At 40.6% G+C, this 25,280-nt stretch carries 20 protein-coding genes, 1 tRNA gene and 1 pseudogene; 8 read left to right on the forward strand and 14 right to left on the reverse strand.

Annotated features, from left to right (window positions below; translation table 11 throughout):
• The first annotated feature begins 14 nt into the window (after window positions 1-14).
• Window positions 15-1,025, forward strand: coding sequence for a phosphate acyltransferase PlsX (gene plsX, locus BJI48_RS02730; RefSeq protein WP_095331646.1), 1,011 nt, complete (start codon window positions 15-17; stop codon window positions 1,023-1,025).
• A gap of 10 nt (window positions 1,026-1,035) precedes the next feature.
• Window positions 1,036-2,025 (forward strand): beta-ketoacyl-ACP synthase III, encoded by a 990-nt coding sequence (locus BJI48_RS02735; RefSeq protein WP_095331648.1) that lies wholly within the window; start codon window positions 1,036-1,038, stop codon window positions 2,023-2,025.
• A 1,134-nt stretch (window positions 2,026-3,159) separates the two neighbouring features.
• On the opposite strand, the gene BJI48_RS02740 is transcribed toward BJI48_RS02735, so the two are convergent.
• Complete coding sequence (locus BJI48_RS02740) at window positions 3,160-4,443, reverse strand: citrate synthase (protein ID WP_095331650.1); 1,284 nt, start codon at window positions 4,441-4,443, stop codon at window positions 3,160-3,162.
• Window positions 4,444-4,601: 158 nt separating this feature from the next.
• Between BJI48_RS02740 and icd the strand changes: the two genes are divergently transcribed.
• A complete protein-coding gene (gene icd / locus BJI48_RS02745; RefSeq protein WP_095331652.1) occupies window positions 4,602-5,894 on the forward strand; it encodes an isocitrate dehydrogenase (NADP(+)) in 1,293 nt (430 codons plus the stop codon).
• Between the two features lie 227 nt (window positions 5,895-6,121).
• Window positions 6,122-7,027 (forward strand): DMT family transporter, encoded by a 906-nt coding sequence (locus BJI48_RS02750; protein ID WP_095331654.1) that lies wholly within the window; start codon window positions 6,122-6,124, stop codon window positions 7,025-7,027.
• A gap of 5 nt (window positions 7,028-7,032) precedes the next feature.
• Here the strand turns inward: BJI48_RS02750 and serA are convergent, their stop codons facing one another.
• From serA to pheS, 7 genes are all read right to left on the reverse strand, one after another.
• Complete coding sequence (serA, locus tag BJI48_RS02755) at window positions 7,033-8,613, reverse strand: phosphoglycerate dehydrogenase (RefSeq protein ID WP_095331656.1); 1,581 nt, start codon at window positions 8,611-8,613, stop codon at window positions 7,033-7,035.
• Window positions 8,614-8,628: 15 nt separating this feature from the next.
• Window positions 8,629-9,102 carry a hypothetical protein gene (locus tag BJI48_RS02760; protein ID WP_095331658.1) on the reverse strand — a complete coding sequence of 158 codons (474 nt, stop codon included), beginning with the start codon at window positions 9,100-9,102 and terminating at the stop codon, window positions 8,629-8,631.
• A 44-nt stretch (window positions 9,103-9,146) separates the two neighbouring features.
• Window positions 9,147-10,805, reverse strand: a complete 1,659-nt coding sequence (locus tag BJI48_RS02765; RefSeq protein ID WP_095331660.1) for a 30S ribosomal protein S1 — start codon at window positions 10,803-10,805, stop codon at window positions 9,147-9,149.
• An 80-nt stretch (window positions 10,806-10,885) separates the two neighbouring features.
• Window positions 10,886-11,710, reverse strand: coding sequence for a 4-hydroxy-3-methylbut-2-enyl diphosphate reductase (locus BJI48_RS02770; RefSeq protein WP_095331662.1), 825 nt, complete (start codon window positions 11,708-11,710; stop codon window positions 10,886-10,888).
• A 1-nt stretch (window position 11,711) separates the two neighbouring features.
• Window positions 11,712-13,046: a 3-phosphoshikimate 1-carboxyvinyltransferase gene (gene aroA, locus BJI48_RS02775; protein ID WP_095331664.1), complete on the reverse strand. Its 1,335-nt coding sequence runs from the start codon at window positions 13,044-13,046 to the stop codon at window positions 11,712-11,714.
• 2 nt (window positions 13,047-13,048) lie between these two features.
• The gene (gene pheT, locus BJI48_RS02780) at window positions 13,049-15,412 is read right to left on the reverse strand and encodes a phenylalanine--tRNA ligase subunit beta (protein WP_095331666.1); all 2,364 of its coding nucleotides are present in this window, start codon (window positions 15,410-15,412) and stop codon (window positions 13,049-13,051) included.
• Entirely contained in the window at window positions 15,412-16,401 is a 990-nt protein-coding gene (gene pheS / locus BJI48_RS02785; RefSeq protein WP_095331668.1) for a phenylalanine--tRNA ligase subunit alpha, read from the reverse strand. Before pheS ends, pheT begins: the two co-directional genes overlap by 1 nt.
• 213 nt (window positions 16,402-16,614) lie before the next feature.
• Between pheS and BJI48_RS02790 the strand changes: the two genes are divergently transcribed.
• The 3 genes from BJI48_RS02790 (at window position 16,615) to BJI48_RS02800 (ending at window position 18,890) form a co-directional block, all read left to right on the forward strand.
• Entirely contained in the window at window positions 16,615-16,947 is a 333-nt protein-coding gene (locus tag BJI48_RS02790) for a histidine triad nucleotide-binding protein (protein ID WP_095331670.1), read from the forward strand.
• A 10-nt stretch (window positions 16,948-16,957) separates the two neighbouring features.
• Window positions 16,958-18,295: an aminotransferase class V-fold PLP-dependent enzyme gene (locus BJI48_RS02795; protein WP_095331672.1), complete on the forward strand. Its 1,338-nt coding sequence runs from the start codon at window positions 16,958-16,960 to the stop codon at window positions 18,293-18,295.
• A gap of 85 nt (window positions 18,296-18,380) precedes the next feature.
• The gene (locus BJI48_RS02800) at window positions 18,381-18,890 is read left to right on the forward strand and encodes a DUF3972 domain-containing protein (RefSeq protein WP_095331674.1); all 510 of its coding nucleotides are present in this window, start codon (window positions 18,381-18,383) and stop codon (window positions 18,888-18,890) included.
• A gap of 249 nt (window positions 18,891-19,139) precedes the next feature.
• Here the strand turns inward: BJI48_RS02800 and BJI48_RS02805 are convergent, their stop codons facing one another.
• The 4 genes from BJI48_RS02805 to BJI48_RS02820 all read right to left on the reverse strand — a co-directional run bounded on the left by BJI48_RS02805 (window position 19,140) and on the right by BJI48_RS02820 (window position 22,987).
• Window positions 19,140-20,081 carry an LPP20 family lipoprotein gene (locus BJI48_RS02805; protein WP_095331676.1) on the reverse strand — a complete coding sequence of 314 codons (942 nt, stop codon included), beginning with the start codon at window positions 20,079-20,081 and terminating at the stop codon, window positions 19,140-19,142.
• A 101-nt stretch (window positions 20,082-20,182) separates the two neighbouring features.
• The gene (gene lpoB, locus BJI48_RS02810; protein WP_095331678.1) at window positions 20,183-20,797 is read right to left on the reverse strand and encodes a penicillin-binding protein activator LpoB; all 615 of its coding nucleotides are present in this window, start codon (window positions 20,795-20,797) and stop codon (window positions 20,183-20,185) included.
• Window positions 20,794-22,293, reverse strand: coding sequence for a hypothetical protein (locus tag BJI48_RS02815; protein WP_095331680.1), 1,500 nt, complete (start codon window positions 22,291-22,293; stop codon window positions 20,794-20,796). The genes lpoB and BJI48_RS02815 overlap by 4 nt, the downstream gene beginning before the upstream one ends.
• A gap of 55 nt (window positions 22,294-22,348) precedes the next feature.
• Entirely contained in the window at window positions 22,349-22,987 is a 639-nt protein-coding gene (locus tag BJI48_RS02820) for a hypothetical protein (RefSeq protein WP_095331682.1), read from the reverse strand.
• 422 nt (window positions 22,988-23,409) lie between these two features.
• Between BJI48_RS02820 and BJI48_RS02825 the strand changes: the two genes are divergently transcribed.
• Complete coding sequence (locus tag BJI48_RS02825; RefSeq protein ID WP_095331684.1) at window positions 23,410-23,940, forward strand: LPP20 family lipoprotein; 531 nt, start codon at window positions 23,410-23,412, stop codon at window positions 23,938-23,940.
• 326 nt (window positions 23,941-24,266) lie between these two features.
• Here BJI48_RS02825 and BJI48_RS02830 read toward each other — a convergent pair.
• Together BJI48_RS02830 and BJI48_RS02835 are read right to left on the reverse strand one after the other, a co-directional pair.
• A pseudogene (locus BJI48_RS02830) lies at window positions 24,267-24,941 on the reverse strand (integrase arm-type DNA-binding domain-containing protein).
• Between the two features lie 239 nt (window positions 24,942-25,180).
• Window positions 25,181-25,257, reverse strand: a tRNA-Arg gene (locus BJI48_RS02835).
• Window positions 25,258-25,280: the final 23 nt, after the last annotated feature.

The following is a 25,280-nucleotide window of genomic DNA, read 5'->3' on the forward strand; positions in this document are numbered from 1 at the left end:
AATTGGGAAAACATATGTTAAAGATAGTCGTCGATGCGATGGGTGCTGACAATGGTGTTTTGCCCATTGTTGCGGGGGTCAGTAGGGCTTTGGCTTCCAAGGATTTTGAGGCAATATTGGTCGGCGATGAGGACGCCATCAAGCCCTTGATTCCAAAAAATATTGCCAACAAGATTGAGATCGTCCATTGTTCAGATTTTATCAAGATGGAAGAAACAGCCTCTGTGGCTACAAAAAGAAAGCAGTCTTCCATATATATAGGGACTGAGCTTGTTAGAGAGGGCAAGGCCGATGCCATCGTTTCTGCAGGGCATAGCGGGGCTACGATGAGTTTGGCAACGCTTAAAATCGGCAGAATCGCTGGGGTTTCCCGCCCTGCTATCTGCACGCTGATGCCCTCAATCACGCAAAATCCTAGTATGATACTGGATGCGGGTGCGAATACGGATTGTAAGCCTGAGTATTTGGTTGATTTTGCAATTATGGGCTATGAATATGCCAAAAATGTTATGGGCTATGCCAATCCTTGCGTGGGGCTTTTGGCAAATGGAGAAGAAGATTGTAAGGGTAATGAACTCACCAAAGAAGCTTTTAAGATGTTGCAACAATACCCATTTTTCAAGGGCAATGTCGAGGGCAACGACATCTTCAATGGTAGCGTGGATGTTGTTGTTTGTGATGGCTTCAGTGGGAATATCGTATTAAAGGCTGCTGAGGGGGTGGCGAGTTCTATCAGTCATATCCTTAAAAGTGAGATCAAATCTTGTGTATGGGGGCTTTTGGGTGGCTTGCTTTTGAAAGGTGTGTTTAAAAATCTCAAAAAAAAGATGGATTATGCCGAGTATGGTGGCGCGCCTCTTTTGGGTGTGAATAAGACCGTTATTATTAGTCACGGCAAGAGCAATGCTAGAGCAATTGAATGTGCTATTTATCAAGCAATCCGAGCGATTGAATCGAATGTTTGCGATAAGATAGCACAAGCTTTTAGCAATCGCACAGACAATCCTGCAAAGACAATAGGATGAAGGGCGATAGATGAAAAAATACGCTTCTTTGAAATCCATCGCTTCTTATATCCCCTCAAGATGTGTGAAAAATTCCGATTTCGAAGCGGTTTTGGATACTACTGATGAATGGATACGCAAACGCACCGGTATCCAGACACGTTATTTTGCTTCTGATGATGAAAATAGTAGCGATTTAGGCACAAAGGCTGCAAAATTAGCCATCGAACGTGCAGGATTGGCTGTTGGGGATATTGATTTGGTGATCGTAGCGACATTGAGTCCGGATTATTTGGGGATGCCATCGACTGCTTGTCTTTTGAGCGCCAAGCTTGGGATTAGAAACAAACCTGCTTTTGATATCAGCACCGCCTGTTCGGGTTTTATTTACCTGCTTTCTTTGGCAAAATCCTTTATAGAGTCAGGCACTTATGAAAATATTTTGATTGTCGGGGCAGAAAAAGTCAGTAGCATCCTTGATTTCAAGGATAGAAGCACCTGTGTGCTTTTTGGCGATGGGGCAGGGGCGGCTGTTATTACAAGCACCACCGAACAGGATAAATCGATCCTTGATGTGCATATTTCTTCAGATGGCACGTATTATGATTATTTATTCACACCCAGGACCTTGAAAGGAAGCGGGTTTTTGCAAGAAAGGTTTTCCCCTCAATATCTCCAAATGAAAGGTAATGAGACGTTCAAGCTGGCGGTCAAAACGCTTACAAATGATGTTGAAAATATTATGAAAAAGAATAATATTGCATCTAAGGATATTGATTTTTTTATCCCCCATCAGGCAAATTTACGTATCATTTCTGCAGTCGGAGAACAGCTAAAATTTTCTTCAGAACAAGTTGTGATAACGGTTGAAAAGTATGGTAATACTTCTGCTGCAAGTATTCCGATGGCGATGAATGATATTTATGAAAGCGGGAGATTAAAAGCGGGAGATTTAATGCTTTTAGACGCTTTTGGTGGCGGGCTCACGTGGGGTTCAGCATTGGTTTATTTTGGGGCGTGAAGTTTTCATTATGTTTTACTTGATTCACGTTGTGAATCTGAAGACCACTTCGGGCAGTGAAACTGCCCTACGTTCCTAAAGTAATCATCTCATATTCAAGCAAGCTTGAATATTGGAGATAGGTTTTAGAGGTTTTTATTGTGTTTTACTCGATTCGATAAATCGAATCCGAAGACCACTACAACGGGCAAAGCCCGCCTACGTTCCTAAAGGATTTCGACCCACCCACTCGAGTTATATCCTGCTACCGCTGGTCATCAACCCATTTTCTAAGGTTTGCAATTCTTATCCATCTTCAAACCCAACCACCTACGCCCTGTCATCATATCTGCTAAGGGGGCGTGCAGTGGGTTTCTGACTCGCCCACCCAAAGAGGTTTTAGGAAGGGGGGAGAGGCGTAAAGGCAAAGCCAACTGCTTGGCTTTGCTAGCCTCGCACGCCGATTGCCTTATGCTTCACAAGTTGTATGGCAATACGGCTAAGACGCTTGCTAAGTAGAACCCCACCCCCTGCGTAATAAAAAGGTGGGAGACCAAAAAACATTATTTATTTTGCTCGTAAGGAAGAGCTACTTTGTTGGGATTTTCTCTCACTCTCTTTTCTTGCTCGGTTTGTTTTGCAAACCTAAAAGACAACTCACGGGATTGAAGCCCCATTTGCTCCTAGAGGTTTGACCACTACCCGAGTTATTCCAAAAAATCACCCCAGCTTTAGAGACTTAAAAACCCTACCAAGTTTCAGACCAAATTTTACCTGAGTATCAGAGATAAGTTTTAGCTGAAATTTGCTAGAATAAATCTAAAGATCGCTTGAACAGAGCAAATCCGTGCAAACTTCTATGAAAGGAAAAAAATGACACTCTTATATCTTTTTGCCTGGCCCTTAATGATTTATCTATCGTATCGATTTATTTGCCTCAATATCAACCATATCGAAAAAATCCAAGACTTAGAATCCAAGTCTTAAGCATTGCTTGCCCGATGGCTTTTGATAAAAATATTTTGATTTAAGATTAGATTATGAGGTATTCTGGCGTTTTGGATACGCTTATGTTTTGTTATAGGCTCATTGCGATGGCGATTTACTGATAGAGGGATTATCAAAAGAGACTATCCCTTGATAGTCTCTAAAATACTATTTGCCGATATAGACTTGTCTTGGGCGGGTGATTCTAGCGTGGGGATTTTTGATATGCTCGAGCAATTGCGCACACCACCCCGGCATCCTGCCAATAACAAAAATCGGCGTAAAAAGCTGGGTGGGGATTTTTAGCGCTGTGAGAATAATGCCTGAATAAAAATCCACATTTGGGTAGAGATTTCTTTCAATAAAATATTCATCACTCAACGCCACCTCTTCGACCTTTTCGGCGATTTCACTCAGATGGGCATCCATCTTGATACCCCTTTTATCCAACTCATCTTTGAGACTTTTGAGGACCTTTGCTCGGGGGTCGTAGTTTTTATACACCCGATGCCCAAAACCCATCAATCGGAATGGGTCATTTTTGTCCTTAGCTTTTTGGATAAATTTATCGACATTTTTGACATCGCCGATCTCATTAAGCTGTTTGAGAACTTTTTCGTTTGCCCCGCCGTGTGCAGGACCCCAGAGGGCTGAAATCCCCGCACTAATAGCAGCATAGGGATGCACGCCTGTGGAAGCAACATTCCGAACGGTCGTGGTGGAGGCATTTTGCCCGTGATCAGCGTGGAGAGTGAAGATTTTATCCAACGCTTCAATCTCCAACTCAGTAATCTCCTCCTCCCCGCTAGAGGTTTGTTTTAGCCTGCCGTGAGGGTATGCCCGCAACATATACAAGAAATTTTCCACATAGGAGCGTTTGACATCTGGATAGATAAATGGCGCACCCACCGCATTGCGGTAGCAAAATGCCACCATTGTAGGTATTTTGGCAATGATCCGACGCGCCATCGTTTGGTAATCGTCTTCATCTTCCATATCCTTATGATCATAATACAGCGTCGAAAGCACGGAAACCGCTGAAGAAAGCGTCGCCATCGGGTGTGCGCCATCAGGCAGGGCTGAAAATAGATTGATAAGCCCTTCGTGCAAAAAACTCCGATGACGCAACTCCAAATCAAACTCCAAAGACTCTTTGTCATCTTTAGGGAGTTCTTCGCTGATAAGGAGCTTGCAAACATCGCTAAATTTGTATTTTGCTACCAAATCCTCTATCTTGTGTCCTTTGTATAAGAGCTTGCCATTTTTGCCATCTACATAACTAATCGTTGATTCACACCCTGCTGTAGAGCCATAGCCCGGGTCATAAGAAAAAATCCCTGTGGTTTCAAAAAGTTTTGAAAAATTTACCGCCTTAGGCCCTCGTGTGCATTCTATCATCTCAAAATCGAATTTTTCGTTGGTCTCGTTGTTTATCAAAGTTACGGTTGCCATTTTTATACCTCGCTTAAAATTAAATTTTTATTTTTTGCCAATTTTGATTCCCGGCACTATTTTACACCCAAACCCTTAAAATAACTCAATAACTCCCCTATGTTTTTAGTATTTTAGTGCTAAACTATACAATACGATTTTAATATTAGGAGAAAATGATGTCAAAATTCAATGGTTATCACCCCAAGTTCCTCAAGCTCCCTGAAAGTGGCGAAGCGATCACTATCGCACAAGATGGAAAGCTCAACGTCCCTAATAACCCCGTTATCCCCTACATTGAGGGCGATGGTATCGGTGTGGATATTACCCCAGCGATGCAAAAAGTCATCGATGCGAGCGTGGCAAAAGCCTACAAAGGCGAGCGGAAAATCGCTTGGTATGAAGTCTTTACAGGCGAAAAATGCTACAACAAATTCAAAAATGAAAGCTCGCTAAGCCCGATGGAACAATGGCTATTGCCTGATACTATCGATGCGATCAATTATTTCAAAGTTTCCATCAAAGGACCTCTCACCACGCCAGTAGGCGAGGGTTTTCGTTCGCTAAATGTCGCCTTGCGCCAAATGATGGATCTCTATGTTTGCCTCCGCCCTGTCCGCTGGTATGGTAGCCCAAGCCCAGTCAAAGAGCCTGCAAAGGTCGATATGGTTATTTTTCGGGAAAATAGCGAGGATATTTATGCGGGTATTGAGTTTGCCCAAGGTAGCCCCGAGGCGAAAAAACTCATTGATTTCTTGCAAAAAGAAATGGGAGTTACCAAGATTCGCTTCCCGCAAAGTAGTGGCATTGGTATCAAGCCCGCTAGCAAAGAGGGGACAGAACGACTGGTGAGAAAAGCTATCGCTTACGCTATCGATAATGACAGGGATTCTGTTACCCTCGTGCATAAGGGCAATATTATGAAATTTACCGAGGGGGCGTTTATGAAATGGGGCTATGGGCTTGCCAAAGATGAATTTGGCGCTAGTGAAATCGATGGGGGTCCGTGGTGCAAACTCAAAAACCCCAAAACAGGCAAGGAAATCATCATCAAAGATGTGATTGCGGATGCTTTCTTGCAACAAATCCTTTTGCGCCCGGCTGAATACGATGTGATTGCCACGATGAATCTCAATGGTGATTATATTTCAGATGCGTTAGCGGCGATGGTTGGGGGGATTGGTATCGCTCCAGGGGCAAATCTCAACGACAGCGTTGCGATGTTTGAAGCCACACACGGCACCGCCCCAAAATACGCTGGTCAAGATAAAGTCAATCCGGGTTCTTTGATCTTAAGTGCGGAGATGATGCTCCGCCATATAGGCTGGGTGGAGGCTGCGGATTTGGTGGTGGCTTCGATGAAAAAAGCTATCGAATCCAAAAAAGTTACATATGATTTTGCGAGATTGATGGATGGGGCCAGCGAGGTCAAGTGTTCTGAGTTTGCTGGTGTGATGATCGAAAAGATGTAAGGCTATACGACAAACTTAGCTCAAAAAACGATACAAAAAGCGCCGAAAAAACAATGGGAATCCACAGGTTGATGTGCTTTGTTTCACCCTGTGGGTTTTTGTTATGTGAGATTTTTGGCGTATTTTTTTCTGGAATAAATCTGCTATTTTTAATAATTATATATTTTTTAAATATTTTGATACAAAATTTCGGTATAAGCTTTAATAAAAATCAATAAAGAATTTCTATGAAAAACTCGCTTGGCAATTCCAGAATTTATGGGCATATTTTTGCGATTTTCACCATCCTTATTTGGGGTAGCACCTTCAGTGCGACCAAAGCCTTATTGGATTCTTTTAATTCTTATGAAATTCTAGTGTTTCGATTTTTGCTCGCTTATGTGTGTTTGTTCGCTTTTTACCCTCGATTTCTCAAGCCTATATCCTTAAAAGAAGAAGCTCTTTTTGCCATATGTGGGCTGTGTGGGGTGTGTCTATATTTTTTGCTAGAAAATATCGCACTAAACTATACGAGCGCTTCAAATGCGGGGGTGCTAGTCTCGATAAGTCCGATTTATACGGCACTTTTAGGATTTTTTATTTTCAAAAAACGATTGGGAAGATTCTTTTTACTCGGGTTTGTTTTTGCCCTTTTTGGAATAATAATCATTGTATTTCAACCCATCGCATTTCGTGCAACCAACACATTCCAAATCAATCCGTTTGGGGATCTTTTGTGTATCTTAGCCGGTCTTAGCTGGGCATTTTATACCATCTTTTTAGATAAGCTTTTTGAAATCAAAAAAACCGCAAATACGCTTGCCATTACGAAGAAAATCTTTTTTTATGGGATAATTTTTAGTTCGCTCACGCTTTTTTATGGCGGGGTAAATCCCTCTATCGAGAGGTTTTTTGTCCCGCAAAATGCTTTTAATCTATTATTTTTAGGGATTTTTGCTTCGGCGGTATGTTATTTGTCTTGGGGAAAATCTTTGAAACTTTTAGGCACGCTCAAAGCGAGCGCTTATCTATACACTATCCCGATTGTTTCTATCCTAGTCGCCTCTATCACGCTCAATGAGCCCATCACACTAGATATATTGATAGGAAGTGCTTTGGTGTTATTGGGGCTTTTTTTATCCCAATGCGTTTAAGGGTATCAGATAGTAACATTCTTCACGCTGATACAAGCTGGGATATTCCGAAGCTCTGTGATAGCATTTTCTGGGATTTGATTGTCAATAATAATGAGGGCAAGTGCTTCTTTGTGGGCATTTCTGCCGAGCCTAAAATCAGCGATGTTGATATTGTGCTTGGCCAAGATATTACCCACATTGCCAATCACGCCGGGAACATCGGTATTTTTGAAAAGGATCATCCTCCCTTTAGGCTCAATGTCGGTATTAAAACCATTGATGTTCGTAAGCCTAATAATATCCTCCCCAAACACCGTCCCGCTCGCACTCAAAGACTCTTGAGTGGTTGCTAAAGTGATAGTAATGAGATTTTTGTAAGAATTAGAATGTTCTTTTGTCTTCACCAACACATCAATGCCCCGCTCTTTGGCGATGAATTGCGCATTGACATAATTGATATTATCACCCAAAGATGATTTGAGAACGCCCACCAAAGCAAAAGTCTTCAAAGAATCAGCATATTTGGCGATTTCCCCCTCAAGGCTTAAATGCACCGAAGCGATCGCCCCCTTGTTGGCTTGCGCACAGAAAAATCCTAGCTTTTGAGTAAGCTCCAAATAAGCTTTGATACATTTAGGTAGCTCTGTTTCTTTGACAGGCAAATTCAAAGCATTCGGGTAGCTCGCCCCTCGTGCGGCTTCTAGGGCAGCTTGGGCGGCTTGGAGGGCGATTTGCTCTTGGGATTCAAGCGTATTTGCCCCAATATGAGGCGTAACATAGATATTATCCAAATCAAGCAGTTTGTTGTCTGTGCCAGGCTCTTTGCCAAATACATCAATCCCTGCCCAACGGATTTTGTGGCTTTTTAGGGCATCATAGATGTCATCTTCATTATATAGCCCACCCCTAGCACAATTGATTAATATCACGCCCTCTTTCATCTTTGCAATTTCTTTGGCAGTGATGATGTTTTTGGTTTCTTCGTTTTTGGGGGTGTGGATCGTGATGATGTCGCATTTTAGAATATCTTGGAAATCTTTGGTGTAGCCAATCCCCATATCCGTTGCTTTGGAGGCAAAAATATAGGGGTCATAAGCAATCACATCCATTTCAAAAGCCTTTGCACGCGCACCCACACGAGAGCCGATGTTACCAAATCCGATAATACCGAGTTTTTTACCTTTGAGCTCTGTGCCATACCAATCTTCACGTTTCCATTTTCTTTGGATTCTTAGTTGCGTATCAGCCCCGGGAAAGTTCCTGACTGCATTGATGATATGCGCCATCGTGAGTTCGACAGCTGCGATGGTGTTTGCGGTGGGAACATTCATCACGACAATGCCCTTTCTGGAGCAATTTTCTATATCGATATTATCTACCCCTACCCCAGCCCTAACGATGGCTTTGAGATTCCCTACAGATGCCAAAAGCTTGTCATCGACATTGGTAGAACTTCTGGTGATAATAACATCAGCATCTTTTAGATGGTTAAGGAGTTCATCTTTTGAGAGATCGGCAAGATTTTCTACGTGAATGTCATCTTGATTATTGAGCAAATCAAGACCTTTTTGATGGATATGATCGCAAACGATTATTTTATGCATAGGATTCTCCTTGGGCTATTGGACTTCGTATTGTATCTCATAATGCTTGAGATCTTCAATGATTTGGTTTCTTTTGGGATTGTCAGGGAGATAGATAATCACATCGGCAAATTTCCCCAACTGAGCAGACTTTTTGGAATGTCCTATCGGTGATTGCGCCTGTGATTGGTAATAAGCAAACTCGATTTTTTCTTGTTTCAACACCTCATTGAGGCAAAAAAATTTATAATCATCAAGGTGTTTGACTACCAATTTTGTGGGGGCAACTTTTTCATTTGGCGCTCTAAAATCCACGCCGATTTTGACTTCGGTCGCAGGGTAAGAATAATCTTGAGGTTTTTTCAAGAGCGTTTGGAGCCACGAGGTTTTTTCTTGTGTTTTGTTTTCTTTAGCTTCAGGGGAGCGATGATCGATATTCAAAGCCATTTCTGGGATCGATCGGTAATAAAAAAAAAGCATATAAATCAAGAAAGCAAAAACAACTATCAAAAAAAATCCTAATAGTAATTTTACTTTCATTGTTAAAAACTAGCTTATATCCTGCCCTTGATAAGGTCGCCTAATGTCATTTTGTCATCATCAGAGTTAAACGCTTTGAGATCTTCTTTTTCTTTTTTGCGCTCAAGCCTTTTGACAGAAATGCGGACCTTGTTGTTGGCTTTATCAATAGAGACAACCACACCTCCAATCTCATCTCCAATCTTGATTTCTTCTTTTTTCAAAGGAAAGAGATCTTCAGTTTTGATGAGAGCGTCCATATCATCGACCTTAACAAACACGCCAAAATCTTTAATATCAATCACATTGCCTTTGACAATATCATCAACATCATATTTTTGCGCAAACGCTTCAGCAGGCGATTGTGTAAAATCTTTGATACTCAATGAAATTCTTTCATTTTCTTTGTCGATTTTGATGATTTTGACTTCGATTTCATCGCCAACTTTTAGCATATCCTTGCATTTTTGGTTTTTATCCCAAGAAGCGTCTTCATTATGCAAAAGCCCATCTACGCCCCCAAAATTCACAAACGCACCAAAATCTGTCAATGTAGCGACCTTGCCTTTGATAACATCTCCTGCCCGATGTTTTTTTGCAAAATCATTAAAAGGCTTGTCTAATAATTTCTTCAAAGAAACACGCAAGCGCCTATTTTGTGAGTCGATCTCAATAACTTCCACATCAATTTCTTGACCGATTTTTAGATAATCTTGCGGGTGTTTAATGTCTTTATCCCAAGAAATTTCAGAAATATGCAAAAATCCCTCAATATCATTGCCAATATCAACAAATGCCCCATAAGGCTCGATATTACTCACGACCACCTTGATAGCATAGCCCGCTTTAAGCTCGTTTTGAATCTCTTTCCACGGATCTTCTCCTGTGGCTTTGATAGAAAGTGAAAGGCGTTTTTTTGCCTCATCGTAGGCAATTGCTTTGACCTGAACGCAATCGCCCTCTTTGTAATGTTTGGCTGGATTGATTGAACCTCTATGGCTGATTTCTGTGTAATGGACCAATCCCTCGACACCGCCAACCTCTACAAACATCCCAAATGTTGTGATGTTTTTGACCACGCCTTGATGAACCTCGCCAGATTCGACAAGTTTTTTGGCACCCTCGGATTGATTTTTGCTGTCGATTTCAAAGAATCTTTTTCTCGATAAGATAATAGAGTTGTCTTCAGGACGGATATTGACGATGCACGCCTTGATTTTTTTGTCAATATTTTTTGCATCATCGCGCAAAGATGAGTTGAACTTAGGCATAAAATATTCAATCCCATCGGATTCTACGATATAACCGCCTTTGTTTTTCTTGATGATTTTGCCCTCGATCACCTTGTCTTTGTAATCTTGACCCAATTCTTTGATTTTTTCTTGCATTTTTTTGTTGCGAATAGCTTTTTTGTAGGAAACACTTGGTCTCTCGCCTCTTCCTCGGGACACATAGACTTGGATTTTATCTCCCTCGTTAAACAAAAGCCGTCCATCAGTATCTTTTATCTCAAAAAGACCCAATTTGCCCTCAATCTTTTCCCCCACATCGATCATCGCATATTCATCATTGATAGATACAATCAAACCCTCTTTAACTACACCGCTCTCATAGGATTTCTCACTTTCTTCTAAAAGTTTTGCAAAATTTTCGCCTTCATCGAAGTCTTCTAGATTCTCTAAAACCACTTTCATCTACTGCCTTTGAAATTAATTTTTTGTATTTTAGCTTTCGTTTCCTTTTAAAGGCTTAAATTCAATCAAATTTTTAGATTTTAGATAGCGAGGATTTTTTGTTTCACCTTTTCGATAATCCAATCAGGAGTCGAAGCCCCCGCAGTAATGCCACAGAGTTTTTTACCCAAAAACCATTCTGGATTCAAATCATTTTCATCTTCGACTAGATAGCTATCAGGGCAATTTTGCTGGGCGATATTGAGGAGTTGTTTGGTATTTGAAGATGTTTTGCCCCCGACAATCACCATAACATCAGCTTCCTTGCTGAGTTCTCTAGCAGATTCTTGGTTGTCAAATGTAGCATTACAGATGGTGTTAAAAATCCTTGCTTCATAGCAATGTGTGATCAGATATGAAGCAATATCAAGGAGTTTTTGGGCTTGTTTGGTAGTTTGTGAGACTAGTGCGACTTTTTTCTTGAGCTTTGCTTCTTGGAGTTCTTCTAGGGAGCTAACCACCAGAGGCGGGGTGGTGGAATAACTCATCACACCTTTTACTTCTGGGTGGGCTTTATCACCAAAAATAACGATTTGATAGCCCTCTTTACTCATCGATTCAACAATTTGTTGGGGCTTGGTTACATACGGGCAGGTAGCGTCTGTGATTTGAATAGCTTTGTTTTTGAGGTATTCCAGATCGGTTTTGGGGATGCCGTGGGTGCGGATAATGACATTTTGTCCGTTAATGATAGCTTGAGGATTTTCTTCGACCTTAACGCCAAATTTAAATTCAAGCCGTGAAATTTCTTTGGGATTATGGATGAGCGGACCGAGCGTAACGCTATCCTTTGTCTTTTCGGCAATCTGAATCGCCCGCTTGACCCCAAAGCAAAAGCCATAGTTTTTAGCCATTTTGACTTCCATTTTATCCTCGCTCATTTTCGACTTTTGTTAGACTTGTGAGAATATCCAAAAAGTTTGGAAACGAAACATCAATACAATCAGAATCTTTTATCTCCACCCCACACACAAGCCCAGCAATGGCAAAACTCATCGCAATGCGGTGATCTCCAAAGCTTTCAATTGTGGCGTTTTTTAGCTCCCCGCCAGTAATAGCATAGCCGTCCGGGTATTCCTCACAAACAATCCCCATTTTGGCAAGATTCACAATGACAGAATGGATTCTATCGGATTCTTTTACCCGAAGTTCTTGAGCGTTTCTAACCTCACTTTTCCCCGTTGCCATCGCCATCGCAACGGCTAATGCGGGCAATTCATCAATCAGCCAAGCGATATTCTCTGTGATAGTGATCGCACGGAGAGGTTTTTGCTCGACAATAATATCCCCAATCGTTTCATAATCCTTATCTGTAATGCGGTATTCAAGCTTTGCTCCCATTTTTTTGAGGATTTCAAAGGCTTCAATTCGGGTGGGATTGAGTAAAACATTTTTTAACAACACCTTGCTCCCGGGGATAATCGCAGCTGCTAGGGCGAAAAAAAACGCACTTGATGGATCGGAAGGGATGACAATATCAATGGGATCAAGCGGGGAGCTAAGCGGGGTGATAGCGACAGAATGAGGCGTGTTTGCGGTGCTTTTTGTGATACTTTTTATTATATTTGCCCCCATCCCTTTGAGCATATTTTCGGTATGATCCCGACTCAAAGCAGGCTCAGAAAAATGCGAAATGCCATCAGCGCCCAAGCCTGCAAGAATCATCGCACTTTTGACTTGAGCGGAAGCGATGGGACTTTGATAGCTAAAGGCTTGGAGTTTTTTCCCGATAATCGTGATAGGTGCGAGGGAATCGCACGCTCTAGCATAGATTTGCGCCCCAATGGCTTTGAGTGGCTTGATGACACGTTGCATTGGGCGGGTCTTGAGGTATTTGTCTCCTGTGAGGACAAAATAACCCTTTTGCGCACTCAATAACCCCGTATAAAGGCGGATAGCCGTCCCCGCATTCCCACAATCAAGAATATCGCCAGGCTCTTTGAAAACTGGAGTTGGCAAGCCTTGATTTGGGGGGATAAATTCCATCGTATTTTTATCGATTTTTTTGACTTCTAGCCCCAGTTGCTGGGCGATTTTTAGCGTGTTGCGGGTGTCTTCACCTAAAAGATAATTTTGAATGCGGGAGGGTTTATCAGAAAGCAAACTAAACATCGCACAGCGATGGGAGATCGACTTGTCTGTGGCGATGTTATCAAGCTGTATATCAAATCTTTTAGCCGGATGGATTTGGGTTTGTCGCATTATTATTCCTTGAGCGTTGCTACAAAATGCGTTTTTAAAATCTCTAAAACCTCGCTAACTACGAGTTGCAAATCTTCTTCTTTGAGTGTGTTTTGCATTGATTGGATACATAGGCGAATGCTGAGGGCTATCTGGTCGTGATTTAGATCATCTTGATAAATATCTATGGCGTAGATAGCTTTGAGATGGGGGATATTTGCCTTGAGGATCTCGTTTTTGATAGAGGCAAAAGGGATAGTTTTGTCTATCAATAAGGTGATGTCTCGCAGGCTTTGGGGGTATTTGGAGAACTCTTTGGCGATGATATGGTTTTGATTTAAAGCATCCAAATCAATCTCGCAAAAAAAGCTCTCATCAATACCCATTTCTTTTTGCAATATCGGGTTGAGTTTGCCTATAATGCCGACTTTTTGCCCCCCTATACGCACACTTGCACTCACAAAGGGATGGAGCGTTTTATTCAACCCTAATGGCTCTAGTGCCTCAAGTTCAAAGTTGCCAATCACATTTGATACCACCCCAGCAAAACTATAAAAATCCCATTGCAAGCCTTTGGGATAGGGGTAAATCTCACTTTCTTTCAAGCCACTTACCATCAGGGCGATTTTTGATTTTTCAGAGCGGTTGGCATCATAAACGCTACCGATTTCAAAGATTTTCATATTTTTGTAGCCAAGATTTTTATTTCTCTCTATAGAATCAAGCATAGCAGGGATCAGCGAGGTTCGCAAGGTATCAAGCTCAGAAGTGATAGGATTTTTGAGATCTAGCTCATCTTTTAGCACGGGATAACCCAGATTTATGAGCTTTTGTTTTTGATAAAACAAATAATGTATCGTTTCAACAAATCCCAATCCCAAAGCCCTAGAAGCGATATTTCGTTGATTTTTATACGCAGAATATCCCGGATTTACATTTGGTTTTTCCTTGCAATGGTGCGGGATTGCCGGGATATTTTCGATCCCATAAATACGCAAAAATTCTTCAGCAGCGTCTTGTTTTGTCTTGATGTCGTGGCGGTAGCTCGGCGGGATAATGGCGAAAAAATTATCATCGCACGTGGCTTTGATGGTGAAATTGAGGCTTTTGAGGATTTGAGCGATTTCTTCTTTTTCAATCGATTTGCCCACGATGGCAGCGATTGCACCAAAAGTCGTGTTGATGAGGGTATCTTCAGTATTTTGTTTGATTTCTTGACTCCCTGAATAAATCAAGCATTTTGTGAAATCTGAAAATATATTACACAAACAATTAATCCCGATTTCAAGCTGGGGATTGCTCCCGCGTGTGGTGCGGTAAGTCAGGGATTTGTTTTCTTTGATAGCGTGTTGGTGCAATAACTTCGAAATCCCGACAGGATCGGTATAGCTCGCTTCAATGATGATGGTTTTGGGAAACAGATTAAAATCTTGATCGATTTGATTACCCACCCCAATAATGGAGATTTTTTTATCGGTAAAAACACTCTCAAACCCATTTTCATCTTTTTTGATTGTCAGAGATATTTCTGATCCTTTTGTTCGTGAAATAATCTCAGGATTATCAACGCTATAAGCATTCAAAATCACGCCCGTCATATGCGTGCTAAACTCGATGAGATTTTGAATCGGGTCTTCTTTGAGTGTCCCAGCAAACCCCAAAGACAGCTGGATTTCAAGCGGGGTTTGGATTTGTTTGACCTCGATGACTTTATAGAGGAGCGATGATTTGATTTTGCCCTCTGTAAAAACTTGTAATATCCGCCCCACGCCCAATGCCACACCCGAATCAATTTCTTTGTAATTGCTAATTGGCAAATCATAAATACAGCTGATTTCTCGGGCGATCCCAAGGATACAGAGACAATCGCCTCGATTAGGGGTCAGTGAGATTTCGATAACGTGGGTATTAAATATCGGGAATGCACCCAGTGGCGCGCCTAATTCAAGCTTGCCAATGCTCTCATCTAGCACCATAATCCCATCATTGATTTTAGGAAGCCCTAGCTCGGTGCTTGAACAAATCATCCCGCAACTTTCTACGCCTCTAAGATTGGTTTTTTTGATTTCTAGCTCGCCACCTTTGCCGTGAGGGAGTATCGCACCAATGAGGGCAACAGGGACATATTGGTCTTTGGCGACATTTTTTGCCCCACACACAATCTCAAGCACCTCATCGCCGACATCAACCTGACAGACATTGAGCTTATCGGCATCGGGATGGGGTGTTTTGGCGATGATTTTTCCGACGACTATCCTTTGGGGCAATGTGATTTTTTGGCACGATTCTACCTCAAGTCCGATATTACTCAAATCATCGCAAAGCTTGTGAATATCGATATTTGATAGGTTGATAAATTTTGATAATAAATGGCTGGTAACTATCATTAAAATTGCTCCAATACTCTTAAATCTGTTTCAAAAAAACTCCGCAAATCATTCACGCCACACGTCAGCATTGCAAGGCGCTCAATCCCCATCCCAAAGGCATAGCCACTCACATTATGATAACCAACTGCCTCAAATACATACTCATCAACAACCCCACAACCAAGAATTTCGAGCCAACCGGTGTTTGAGCATACCCGACACCCAGCCCCCTTGCAAAAAACACAGCTAATATCTACTTCAGCACTCGGCTCTGTAAAAGGGAAAAAGCTTGAGCGGAAACGGACTTTTACATCACCAAATATATGTCTCAAAAAGTCTTGTAGCGTGTATTTGAGATTAGCAAAACTGGTTTGACTGCCATTATCGACGACAAGCCCTTCGACCTGATGGAACATCGGGGTATGGGTGAGATCATAATCACGCCGAAATGTCGGACCGGGGCAAATCATCTTGATAGGCGGGGTTTGTGCTTGCATTGTGCGGATTTGCACGGGTGAAGTATGCGTGCGTAGCAACATCCCATCATTGAAATAAAACGTATCTTGCATATCTCTTGCTGGGTGGTATTCCGGGAGATTGAGCGCACTAAAATTATGAAAATCATCCTCGATCAAAGGTCCCATACATAATTCATAACCCAAATGCATAAAATAGTCGATAATCCTGTCTTTGGTGTAGTTTATGGGATGCCCCAAACTGCGGTGAGACCTGGAAGCAAACAAACTCACATCGATTTTTTCATTTTGCAAGGCGTCTTGGAGTTCTTGGGTTTGGAGTTGCGTTTTTTTGAGGTAATAAAGTGATTCAAATTCTTGCTTGATGGTATTGATTTCTTGGGCAAATTGTCTTTTTTCTTCACCTTGAAGCGATTTGAGTTCAGAAAATTTTTGCGTGATAATGCCCTTTTTGCCTAATGCTTCCAGACGAATTTCTTCGAGTTCTTGAGAGTTTTTAACAGATTGTAGTTTTTGTATGAGTGTATTCACGTTAGCATCCTAAGATTAAAATATTTTTTACTATGATTTGGTTTGCCAAATCCTCAAGACCGATCACGGGGCAAAGCTTGCAAAAAGCAGTCTTTTAGATTCGGTTTTTAAAATTGAATCAAATAAGCGTTGGGAGGATTTTAGTCAAAATAACTTTATAAATAGATATAATTTTAAAAAGTCCAATGGAAAAAATGAAAAATAGGAGAAAAAATGAATATTTTTGAAAAAATTGTTGCCGGAGAAATCCCCTGCAAAAAGGTTTTAGAGAATGCAAAATTTTTAGCCTTTCACGATATTGCCCCCAAAGCCCCCATTCACGTGCTTGCCATCCCCAAAAAATGTGTCAAAGATTTCAATGATGTCTCGCCAGATTTGATGGCAGAAATGAGTGATTTTATCCTAGAAGTTGTCGCTGTGCTAGGTATCAAAGACAAGGGCTATCGCCTCATTACCAATATCGGGAGCGATGGGGGGCAAGAAGTGCCTCATCTGCACTTCCATATCCTTGGAGGGGGCAAACTCAAATGGGTTGATTTGGTTTGAGGTTTTTTGAATGCGCCACAAATTTGAGATTTTAGAGAGTTTTTTTGCCCCGCTTCTGCACCCTGATAGGGACAAACTCGAGCAACTAAGAGAAAGCATTATCCTCAAAAAAGGCGTGAAGTATTTTGACTACACAGCTTCGGGGCTGGCGAGTTCTCTGGTAGAAAAACGTATCAAAAAACTCCTGCCCTATTATGCCAACACGCATTCTGAAGCCTCAAGCCACGCATCACTGATGAATGCGCTCTATCAGAGGAGCAAAAATACCCTCAAAAAAAGCTTGGGTTTGAGCGAAGATTTTGCCTTGATTTGCACAGGCTTTGGTGCGACTGGGGCGATCAAGCGGTTTCAAGAGATTTTAGGTATTTATATCCCGCCAAAAACCAAGCAACTATTTGCCAATAACCTCAAAAACATCGATTTACCCAAAGTATTTATCGGACCTTATGAACACCATTCCAACGAAATCAGCTGGCGGGAGGGGCTTTGTGAGCTCGAGCGGATTCCGCTTGATTCAGATGGCTTGCTGGATTTAAAAATATTTGAAAAATGCCTCCAAAAGCATCCCAATGCCTATGCTTCTTTTAGCGTGGCTTCCAATGTAACCGGTATCATCTCGCCCTACGCACAAATTAGTAGTCTATGCAAAAAATACAATGCAAGGCTGGCATTTGATATGGCAAGCTTTTCAGCGTATGACAAGCTTGATTCAAGCTTGTTTGATGCGTGCTTTCTCTCCCCGCACAAGCTCCTTGGCGGGGTGGGAAGCAATGGATTATTAGGGATTAGAAAAAATCTTGTTGATACGAGTATCCCGCCAAGCTTTGGTGGCGGGGGTGTCATCAAATATGCCAACCGCAAAACACAAGAATATTTTGAAGACATTCAAACCCGTGAAGAAGCTGGCACACCCGGACTTTTGCAACTCTATAGAAGTGCGCTCGCCTATATGTTGCGCGATGAATATTCTTTGGCAGCTATCTCTCGAAGGGAGCATATTTTGACCCAAACATTTCTCTATGAGCTTGCCTCGATCCCAGCTGTGCGGGTATATGGGAATTTACAAGCCCAAAGACTGGGGATAGTGTCGTTTAATGTCGGTGGCGTCTCGCCCTACGATCTCGCCCATATCCTAAGCTGTCATTATTCGATAGAAACACGTGCGGGGTGTAGTTGCGCTGGTCCTTATGGGCACGATTTGCTTCAAATGCAAGACGCGCATTCCAAAGATTTCAAAGAAAAGCCGGGCTGGTTGCGGGTGAGCTTGCATTATACGCATTCTTTAGAAGATATCGAATACCTTATCGATAGCCTGAAAAAAGCTATCAAAAAGTTGCGTGGGGCGTAGCTGTTGGCGGTTTTATCTGTTGCAAATAGAAGTTTTGATATGATAAATATTTCTAAAATAAGTGCAACCAACGAAAGAGGAATAGATGGATAATAAAGTATCTCCAAACACGGCGTGGCTAAGCATAGAAGAATTCATCAAGCTTTCGGGTATGGATGAAAGCAAGGTTTTAGCACTCGTTGCCGAAGGCAGTATCCAGAGCAAAATCCAAAACGGCAAGCAACTCATCGATGCTACCAGCGGGACAAATGCCATCATCAAGCGGGTTGAAAACAATCTCGTATCGGCGGATATGAGCGGGAATGCCCTCGATCCGATTTTTGTAGAAAAGACGATTGGGACGATATTGGGTCTCCACGACAAGGTCATTGCGGCAAAAGATGAGACTATCGGTGCGTTCAAAAATGAAAATGTCTTCCTCAAAGACGCTTTGATTTCTATGCAAGAGGTTTATGATGATGATAAAAAAACCATCGAAACAATGCGAAATGAGCTCCAAAACGCCCGAGAGGAGATTGAATTTATGAAAAGAAAATACCGCTTGATGTGGGGCAAAGTCTCTAGTATGGGGGACAAGGGGCAAAATAACGATTGATGATTGCTAGGCTAGCATTTCAAAGGCATAGCTAGCATAGGATACGCCTTTTATCAAGACAAAAATGCCAAATCCCAAAAATCTTTTTTAGACCTTTGATGTTGGATTTGTTTTTTATTTTTTGCAAATCAGATATAAAATTAAGATAATTATTTTATGGCTTTTTGCCGGTTGGTTTGAAGATTTTTTTGTCTTATCGAGAATGATTTTTTATTTTGGTAAGCACGATATTTAATTTATTGCAATTTATCAAATCCTGGGTATATCATCATCCCCACCGCCATATTCTTTTAGGCTCTTATAAAGCTTCACTTTTAATCGATTCTGTGCCTTTTCTTTGGTTTCATTAGTTTCGTTGGCTTCAATATGCAAAAACAGCTTTTGATTGCAATCATAAAAATCTGCCTCTAGCGTGATTTTAATCCCATTGCCAACCGATTGAGTCGTAAGCTTGTTTTTAATCACAAAGGTATTTTTATCCGAAGTGTTTTTGAAAAACTTCGCATATTCGCCACTCAAAGAGTTGATAAGCGCCTCATCATCTGTTGGAGAAAAAACTAAATGCACCAATGGATTCGGAGAATTTGCCTGCAAGACTTTCTGATAGGGTGTTAGCGATGTGAGATTGGCATTAGGCTTTAAAGCAAGGATGGTTTGAGCTAGCACGCCTAATCTCGCCAGCAAATCTTCTAGCTCATTTTTATCTTTTAGAGAGATTGAAGCACATTGAGGCACAATAGCAGGCAACGTGCCAAATAAGGCATTATATTTGTGCTCAAGATTTTGAAGCAAAATAGATTTTTTAACTCTGACTTGGGCGTAATAGCGGTTATTTTGATACGCACTTTCTTTGAGTTCAATGTTTTGAAGCTCCAAATCGCTCAAGGATAGCTGGATATTTTGAGACATACTCGAGCTTTGTTTGGTGTCATCTTGGGTGTTTGTGATCGCGGTGTTGGAGTTGATTTTGACTTGGATACTTGAAGCGAGATCATTGAGGGCGATTTTTTTGGCTTCTTCAAGACTATTGGCACTCCCATTACCATAGAGATAAATGCCATCTTTAGGGGCACTCAAAAACCACTGGGGTGATGCCACAGACCCCCCAGCAATACCCGATGAGCAAGCACCTAAAAAGATGGCAAACGCACCCCAAAGGCATTTTTGGATCAAATTTTTTATCCGCTCCACGCATCCCCCTCACGCATTTTTTAAAATCAATCGTTTTAAGATTTTTAATGCCATCAAAATAACACCTTGCCTAATCACAAATTCCCTTTCTTATTTGAAACTCACCACGCTACCGATTTGTTTTTGCCAAGTTTGATGATATTGACCTCATCATCCCAGACTACAAGACCGGTTTTAATATCAGTAAGCGAGAGCAAAAAGAAATAATCCACCCGTTGTTTGGAGCCTACTTTTGTATTGCGTTGGACGATTTTCCCAGATAATGAAAGCTCTGGGGCGATCAAAGTCCCTTTTTCTTGCACGGTGTATTGATTAAACTCATCATTTTTCCTCGCATCTCTAGCTTGGGCGATCATTTTATCTGTAGAACCCCCGCTGCCACTTATTGCCATTGTAAGGATAAATTTGCCACTATTTCTCATATCTCGGGTAATTTTTCTTGTCAATTCTTCGGTGCTAAAGTTTTGCATCGTATCATTGACAACATCAGAAATGGCGAGCACTTTTGGTTTTTTGGCAGTCGCAAGGTTTTTGACATAACCACTTTGGAGCAAAGACTGCACGCTTTTGCTCGCAGCATCTTCAATATCGTGCTGGTCAAGCCCGATACTAGAATACGACTTGGAATCCTTTTGGTCAATATATTCGACTTTTGAGGCACAGCCTGCCAAAATCAATACGCCCATTATGGAAGCATAGATAAATTTTTGATTCATTGTTTTTCTCCTAAAATTGATTTAAATATTATATTATTTTTTGTCGTTCTAAGATAGACAATATTATTACTATTTTTACAAATTTTTCCAGAAATATCTTGTGTTTGTTGTTTCATAGCATTTTCTTGAGGATTTTCTTCAGGATTTTTCATTTCAGGTTCTGGCTGTTTGCTTGTCTTGGAGCAATCCATCAAATCAAGCTCAAACAATTTCTTGCCATCATTTCCCTCAATGATTATTTTATCTGAAGCGGTGTTGTTTTCGATGCGGTTTAGCCATACTTTATGGGGAAAAACGCTCGTAATCCTTGTATCTGCAGCGGTGGTAGCAGCAGTAAAGATTCCCATCGCCAATCCTGCAAGCGGGCTGACATTTTTGTTTAACGTCCCTTGAACGATTACTTTTGTAGTTGCTGAAATGATCGCTCGTGTCATTATATAGGGCAATTCTTTTTTAAACTCATTGGCAATCACGCCATCTAAGATTACCAGAGGCTCAAATTGATAAGCTTCTGGGTTTTTAGCACTAGCATCCTTGAGAACAAAAGAATCATAGAAGCTCTCCCCATCAACAAGCTGGGGCAATGCCAAGCCAAAATAATAAACCCCATCACTTGTGATAATGGGGAATTTGAAGCTCACTTCTTTTTTTATAGGGGATTTGCCATCCTCGATGATAACCCAGGTGTATTTATTCTTGAGCTGTTTGCGATTTTGAAAAATCAACATATCTTCGCCAATAAACTTGTTTTTATCCACGCCATAGGCTTCTTTGAGCAAATCAATCCCCTTAGAATCGCCCTCAAGAGAAAAATACAATCCAGAAACATAAGATATAAGAGGATTGACAAACCCATCATAAGCACCATAGCGATCGAGATTAGAATATTCCGAACTTAGGATTTTGTCGATTTCATTTTTGGTTTTTTCTTTATCGACTTTTTGCATATTTTTGTCTTGTTGGGCTTCTTCTGTCGCTTTTTTGATCTCTTTTTCATAAAATTCTTTAGCCCGACGTTGCCTGTCATTGGCGCGATTAAATTCCACTCGAGCTTTTGATTTATCATCGAGTGCCAAAGAATCCAATGCCTTATAATAATTAATCAAAGCCCCTTCATAATAGTAGCCCTCATAATTTTTGACATTGTCATTCAGAAGGACCGCACCTGTATTTTTTACCGCTTTGGAGGCAATATTTTCTTCGTGGTTTTTGTTGAAAGCGATTTCTGCATTTTCCAAGATCGAGACCGAATCTTTGTAGTCAGCAACGCTAAAGGCACTCACGCCCGCTTGAATTTCCCAAAGTAAATTTTTGCCGTCTTTATCCCCTTTAATCTCTTTTTTTGCAAAATCATAAGCCTCTTGAGGGCTATGATCATAATAAAGCGTATTGAAACGATTGAGACTTTCTTGGGAAGCACAACCAAAAAATACAAATAAGGCAAGAGAAGAGAAAAACATCTTGTTGAAAAAAAGTGTTTTTATTTTTGAAATCATTTTAATCCCTTGTTTGATTTTTTATTTATTGTATTTAAATTAATCTAAATTTTTCCTAGAAATTACCACTAATTCCGATTCTGAATGCACTGCCACCACTGCCCTTAACTTCACCAGCAGTAAGATGAGATGAAGGATCAAATGTGTAGCTCACTTTAGGTGAATATCCTACCGTAACAGCAACCCAACTGAATTTTGCACCAACATAAAGCTCCCAATCACTGACATAAGCACTGATATTGTATTTGGTTCCTAGAATAACTGCAGGACGCTCAGAAATTTTTTTGTTCTCCATCATTGGTATAACAAAACGAGCCTCCACGCCAATAGGGATCAGATAACCGGAAGCCGTTGGCTTGAGACCATAATAGCTTGGAGTATCTGCAATTTGTAGATAGCGATAACCAATACCAATCTGAGGACCAATCATAAAGTTTTTATAATAATAAGCAAGCCCAGCATTAACCGTAATATCCACACCATTGAGTTTAGTCTCATAAATTTCATCTGTTTCATTGAGCTTTATAGATTTATAATCTATCGCCACATTTCCCATAAGCATAACCCCAGAACCTTCTATTGCCCCAGATTCTGAACCTTTGAAAAGATTCAGTCCTTCCCATTCTGCCGCATTTACAGCCACACCCCCGAACAATAAAACACCCAAAATGCCTACTAAAAGTTTCTTTGACATAAAAATACTCCTGATTGATTTAAAGTTACTCTAGTGATAAAAATCACAACTCCTGCCCCACTCCCTTAAAAAATTTGAAAAAATTCTTAAGGAGTTTTTTCCTTTTTAAATTGACAAGCAATCATTCGTTAAATTTTTTGCTTATCAATTATCAAATAGATTATATATTAATGGGGGGGGGGGTATGTCAATAAAAATCAATAAAAAAATATAAAAATAATTCTAAATAGTCTTGTATGAAGCTATTTTATGTAATTTATAACCAATTAATATTTTTTATTATCTGAACTTTTTGGTTTTATTGGGATATAAAAGTTTCTATTATTTTACTTTTCTATCTTGATTTTTATTGGAAAAACTTGTTAAGATTTAGAAATGAATTTCAATTCATTAATCTCAAAAACGATCAGAAAGGATCACCAATGAAGAAAGGTTATTTTTTAGGTGTGTTGGCAATCATCGCCATTCTAGCAGGCTGTGCTTCCAAAAATGATGTTGGCAACACTGCCTCCTATGGACTCAAAAATGCTCCTGATTGGGTGCTTAAAAATGACAATGGATTGCTCAGTGCCACAGCGAGTGCGGTAATCAAAAACAGAAACATTGACTTTGCCAAAACCCAAGCTGCCAATTCAGCTAGAGCAGAAATCGCTGCACAAATCGCTACGCAGGTTGAGAGCAAATACAAACAACTCACGACAAGCGGGGATGATAATGTCTCTCAAGATACCGTTCAGGCGATCCGAAATAGCGTAAATACAACGCTTGCAGGTTCTAAGATTGATAAAATTTGGATCAGTGATGATGGCGTGTTGTGGGCGCTTGTAAAAGTTGATAAACTCGATACCAAACTATTGCAAGAAAATCTAGCCAAAAGCAATGCTGTAGATAAAGCAGCTGCAAAGGCTTTGTCTGAAGCAGTCGATGAAATTATTGATGGGGCAAAGAAATAAAGCTATCCAATAGCTTTTAGACCCACATCTGGGGTCTGTCTGAATTTATCAGGGTGTCAAACCCCTGTTTTTGGATCAATAAGCCCCCTTTGAACCCTCAAAATATCTCAAAAAGCAATAAAATATAAAAAATAAACTCGGCGGGATTTCTCTAATATTCCCAGAATGCCTATATGCCTAATATCAAGTAAAACTATTTTGCTATTAGTAACCATTCTAGTAACTATATCGCAAATATAATTCTTTCGTTATTTAAATCTGCTTAGGCAGAAATCCCAAGTGCTTTAGCGGGTAGGCAATTCGCCCAAACCCAACGCCCAAAAGCCCTAATGTTGCATAAACGCTTTTCGGGCTAGATCAGCGATGAGTGCGGAGCGATTGAGGCATAGCTCTTTGGCTTTGGTATCAAGGATATTGACAATGCGTTCAGGTAGAGTGATATTGAGACGCACGGATTTATCGCTGTTGTCTGTTGCGGGTTCAGGGATAGGGACTTTTCTATCCATCATACTTTCTAATGTCACAATAAAAGCCTCTTTGAGCTCTTTGAGTGCCTCATCAGGGCTATCGCCATCGCCATAGAAAAACGCCACTTCTTTAAAATCAGGCATAAATGCCCCATAGCCCCCGCCCTCAGACTCTGGGATCTTTTTGATGAGAATATCATAGGGCAAGTTAAAATAGTAATTTAAATCTTTTTTCTGATGGATTTGCGCTTTCACATCTATTGTTAAGGCAATCTGCTCTTCTCTTTTGAGGTCTTGAGGGTCTTTTTGATGAGCCAATGCCTCACGATATTTCAAAGTCTTTTTCCTTGCTTCCAAAAGAGAGATATGAGGATAAGGTCCAATCGTGATAATTTTTCTTTATTTTTGATAGGTATAGCGAAATTGAAAAGTTTTTGAGCCACTTGTTCCTATTAACAATCTTAATCCATTTGTATCTGACAGAAAATAAATTTTATCTTTCGGTTTGGCTTTTTTGATTTCTGTATCCGTCAAACAAAACTCCTGCTTATCAAAATAATCATCTCAAGTCATTACAAAAAATTTAAGTATTGTAAGATTGTATCAAAATTGTAACCACTTTTTCAAGACTGCCATACGTTATAAAATATATCAATACACAATAATACGTAAATTATTTTTACAAAAATTGCCCAAAACATCATAATAACAAATCTGAAAAGGTTCTAAAAAGCAATGATAGGTAATAAAAAGATAGCAAAAGAAAGGTTTGCTGGTGTCCTCGGCGGGATTCGAACCCACGACCTTATGATTAGGAATCATACGCTCTATCCTGCTGAGCTACGGGGACAAAAAACAATAAAAAACCGCACC

It is taken from the genome of Helicobacter sp. 11S02596-1, from assembly GCF_002272825.1.
Lineage (GTDB): Bacteria > Campylobacterota > Campylobacteria > Campylobacterales > Helicobacteraceae > Helicobacter_J.

Bases quoted from the DNA above. Each gene is read 5' to 3' on its own strand.
- plsX (WP_095331646.1), top strand. From the start codon at position 15: ATGTTAAAGATAGTCGTCGATGCGATGGGTGCTGACAATGGTGTTTTG.
- BJI48_RS02735 (WP_095331648.1), top strand. From the start codon at position 1,036: ATGAAAAAATACGCTTCTTTGAAATCCATCGCTTCTTATATCCCCTCA.
- BJI48_RS02740 (WP_095331650.1), bottom strand. From the start codon at position 4,443: ATGGCAACCGTAACTTTGATAAACAACGAGACCAACGAAAAATTCGAT.
- icd (WP_095331652.1), top strand. From the start codon at position 4,602: ATGTCAAAATTCAATGGTTATCACCCCAAGTTCCTCAAGCTCCCTGAA.
- BJI48_RS02750 (WP_095331654.1), top strand. From the start codon at position 6,122: ATGAAAAACTCGCTTGGCAATTCCAGAATTTATGGGCATATTTTTGCG.
- serA (WP_095331656.1), bottom strand. From the start codon at position 8,613: ATGCATAAAATAATCGTTTGCGATCATATCCATCAAAAAGGTCTTGAT.
- BJI48_RS02765 (WP_095331660.1), bottom strand. From the start codon at position 10,805: ATGAAAGTGGTTTTAGAGAATCTAGAAGACTTCGATGAAGGCGAAAAT.
- BJI48_RS02770 (WP_095331662.1), bottom strand. From the start codon at position 11,710: ATGGAAGTCAAAATGGCTAAAAACTATGGCTTTTGCTTTGGGGTCAAG.
- aroA (WP_095331664.1), bottom strand. From the start codon at position 13,046: ATGCGACAAACCCAAATCCATCCGGCTAAAAGATTTGATATACAGCTT.
- pheT (WP_095331666.1), bottom strand. From the start codon at position 15,412: ATGATAGTTACCAGCCATTTATTATCAAAATTTATCAACCTATCAAAT.
- BJI48_RS02790 (WP_095331670.1), top strand. From the start codon at position 16,615: ATGAATATTTTTGAAAAAATTGTTGCCGGAGAAATCCCCTGCAAAAAG.
- BJI48_RS02795 (WP_095331672.1), top strand. From the start codon at position 16,958: ATGCGCCACAAATTTGAGATTTTAGAGAGTTTTTTTGCCCCGCTTCTG.
- BJI48_RS02800 (WP_095331674.1), top strand. From the start codon at position 18,381: ATGGATAATAAAGTATCTCCAAACACGGCGTGGCTAAGCATAGAAGAA.
- lpoB (WP_095331678.1), bottom strand. From the start codon at position 20,797: ATGAATCAAAAATTTATCTATGCTTCCATAATGGGCGTATTGATTTTG.
- BJI48_RS02815 (WP_095331680.1), bottom strand. From the start codon at position 22,293: ATGATTTCAAAAATAAAAACACTTTTTTTCAACAAGATGTTTTTCTCT.
- BJI48_RS02820 (WP_095331682.1), bottom strand. From the start codon at position 22,987: ATGTCAAAGAAACTTTTAGTAGGCATTTTGGGTGTTTTATTGTTCGGG.
- BJI48_RS02825 (WP_095331684.1), top strand. From the start codon at position 23,410: ATGAAGAAAGGTTATTTTTTAGGTGTGTTGGCAATCATCGCCATTCTA.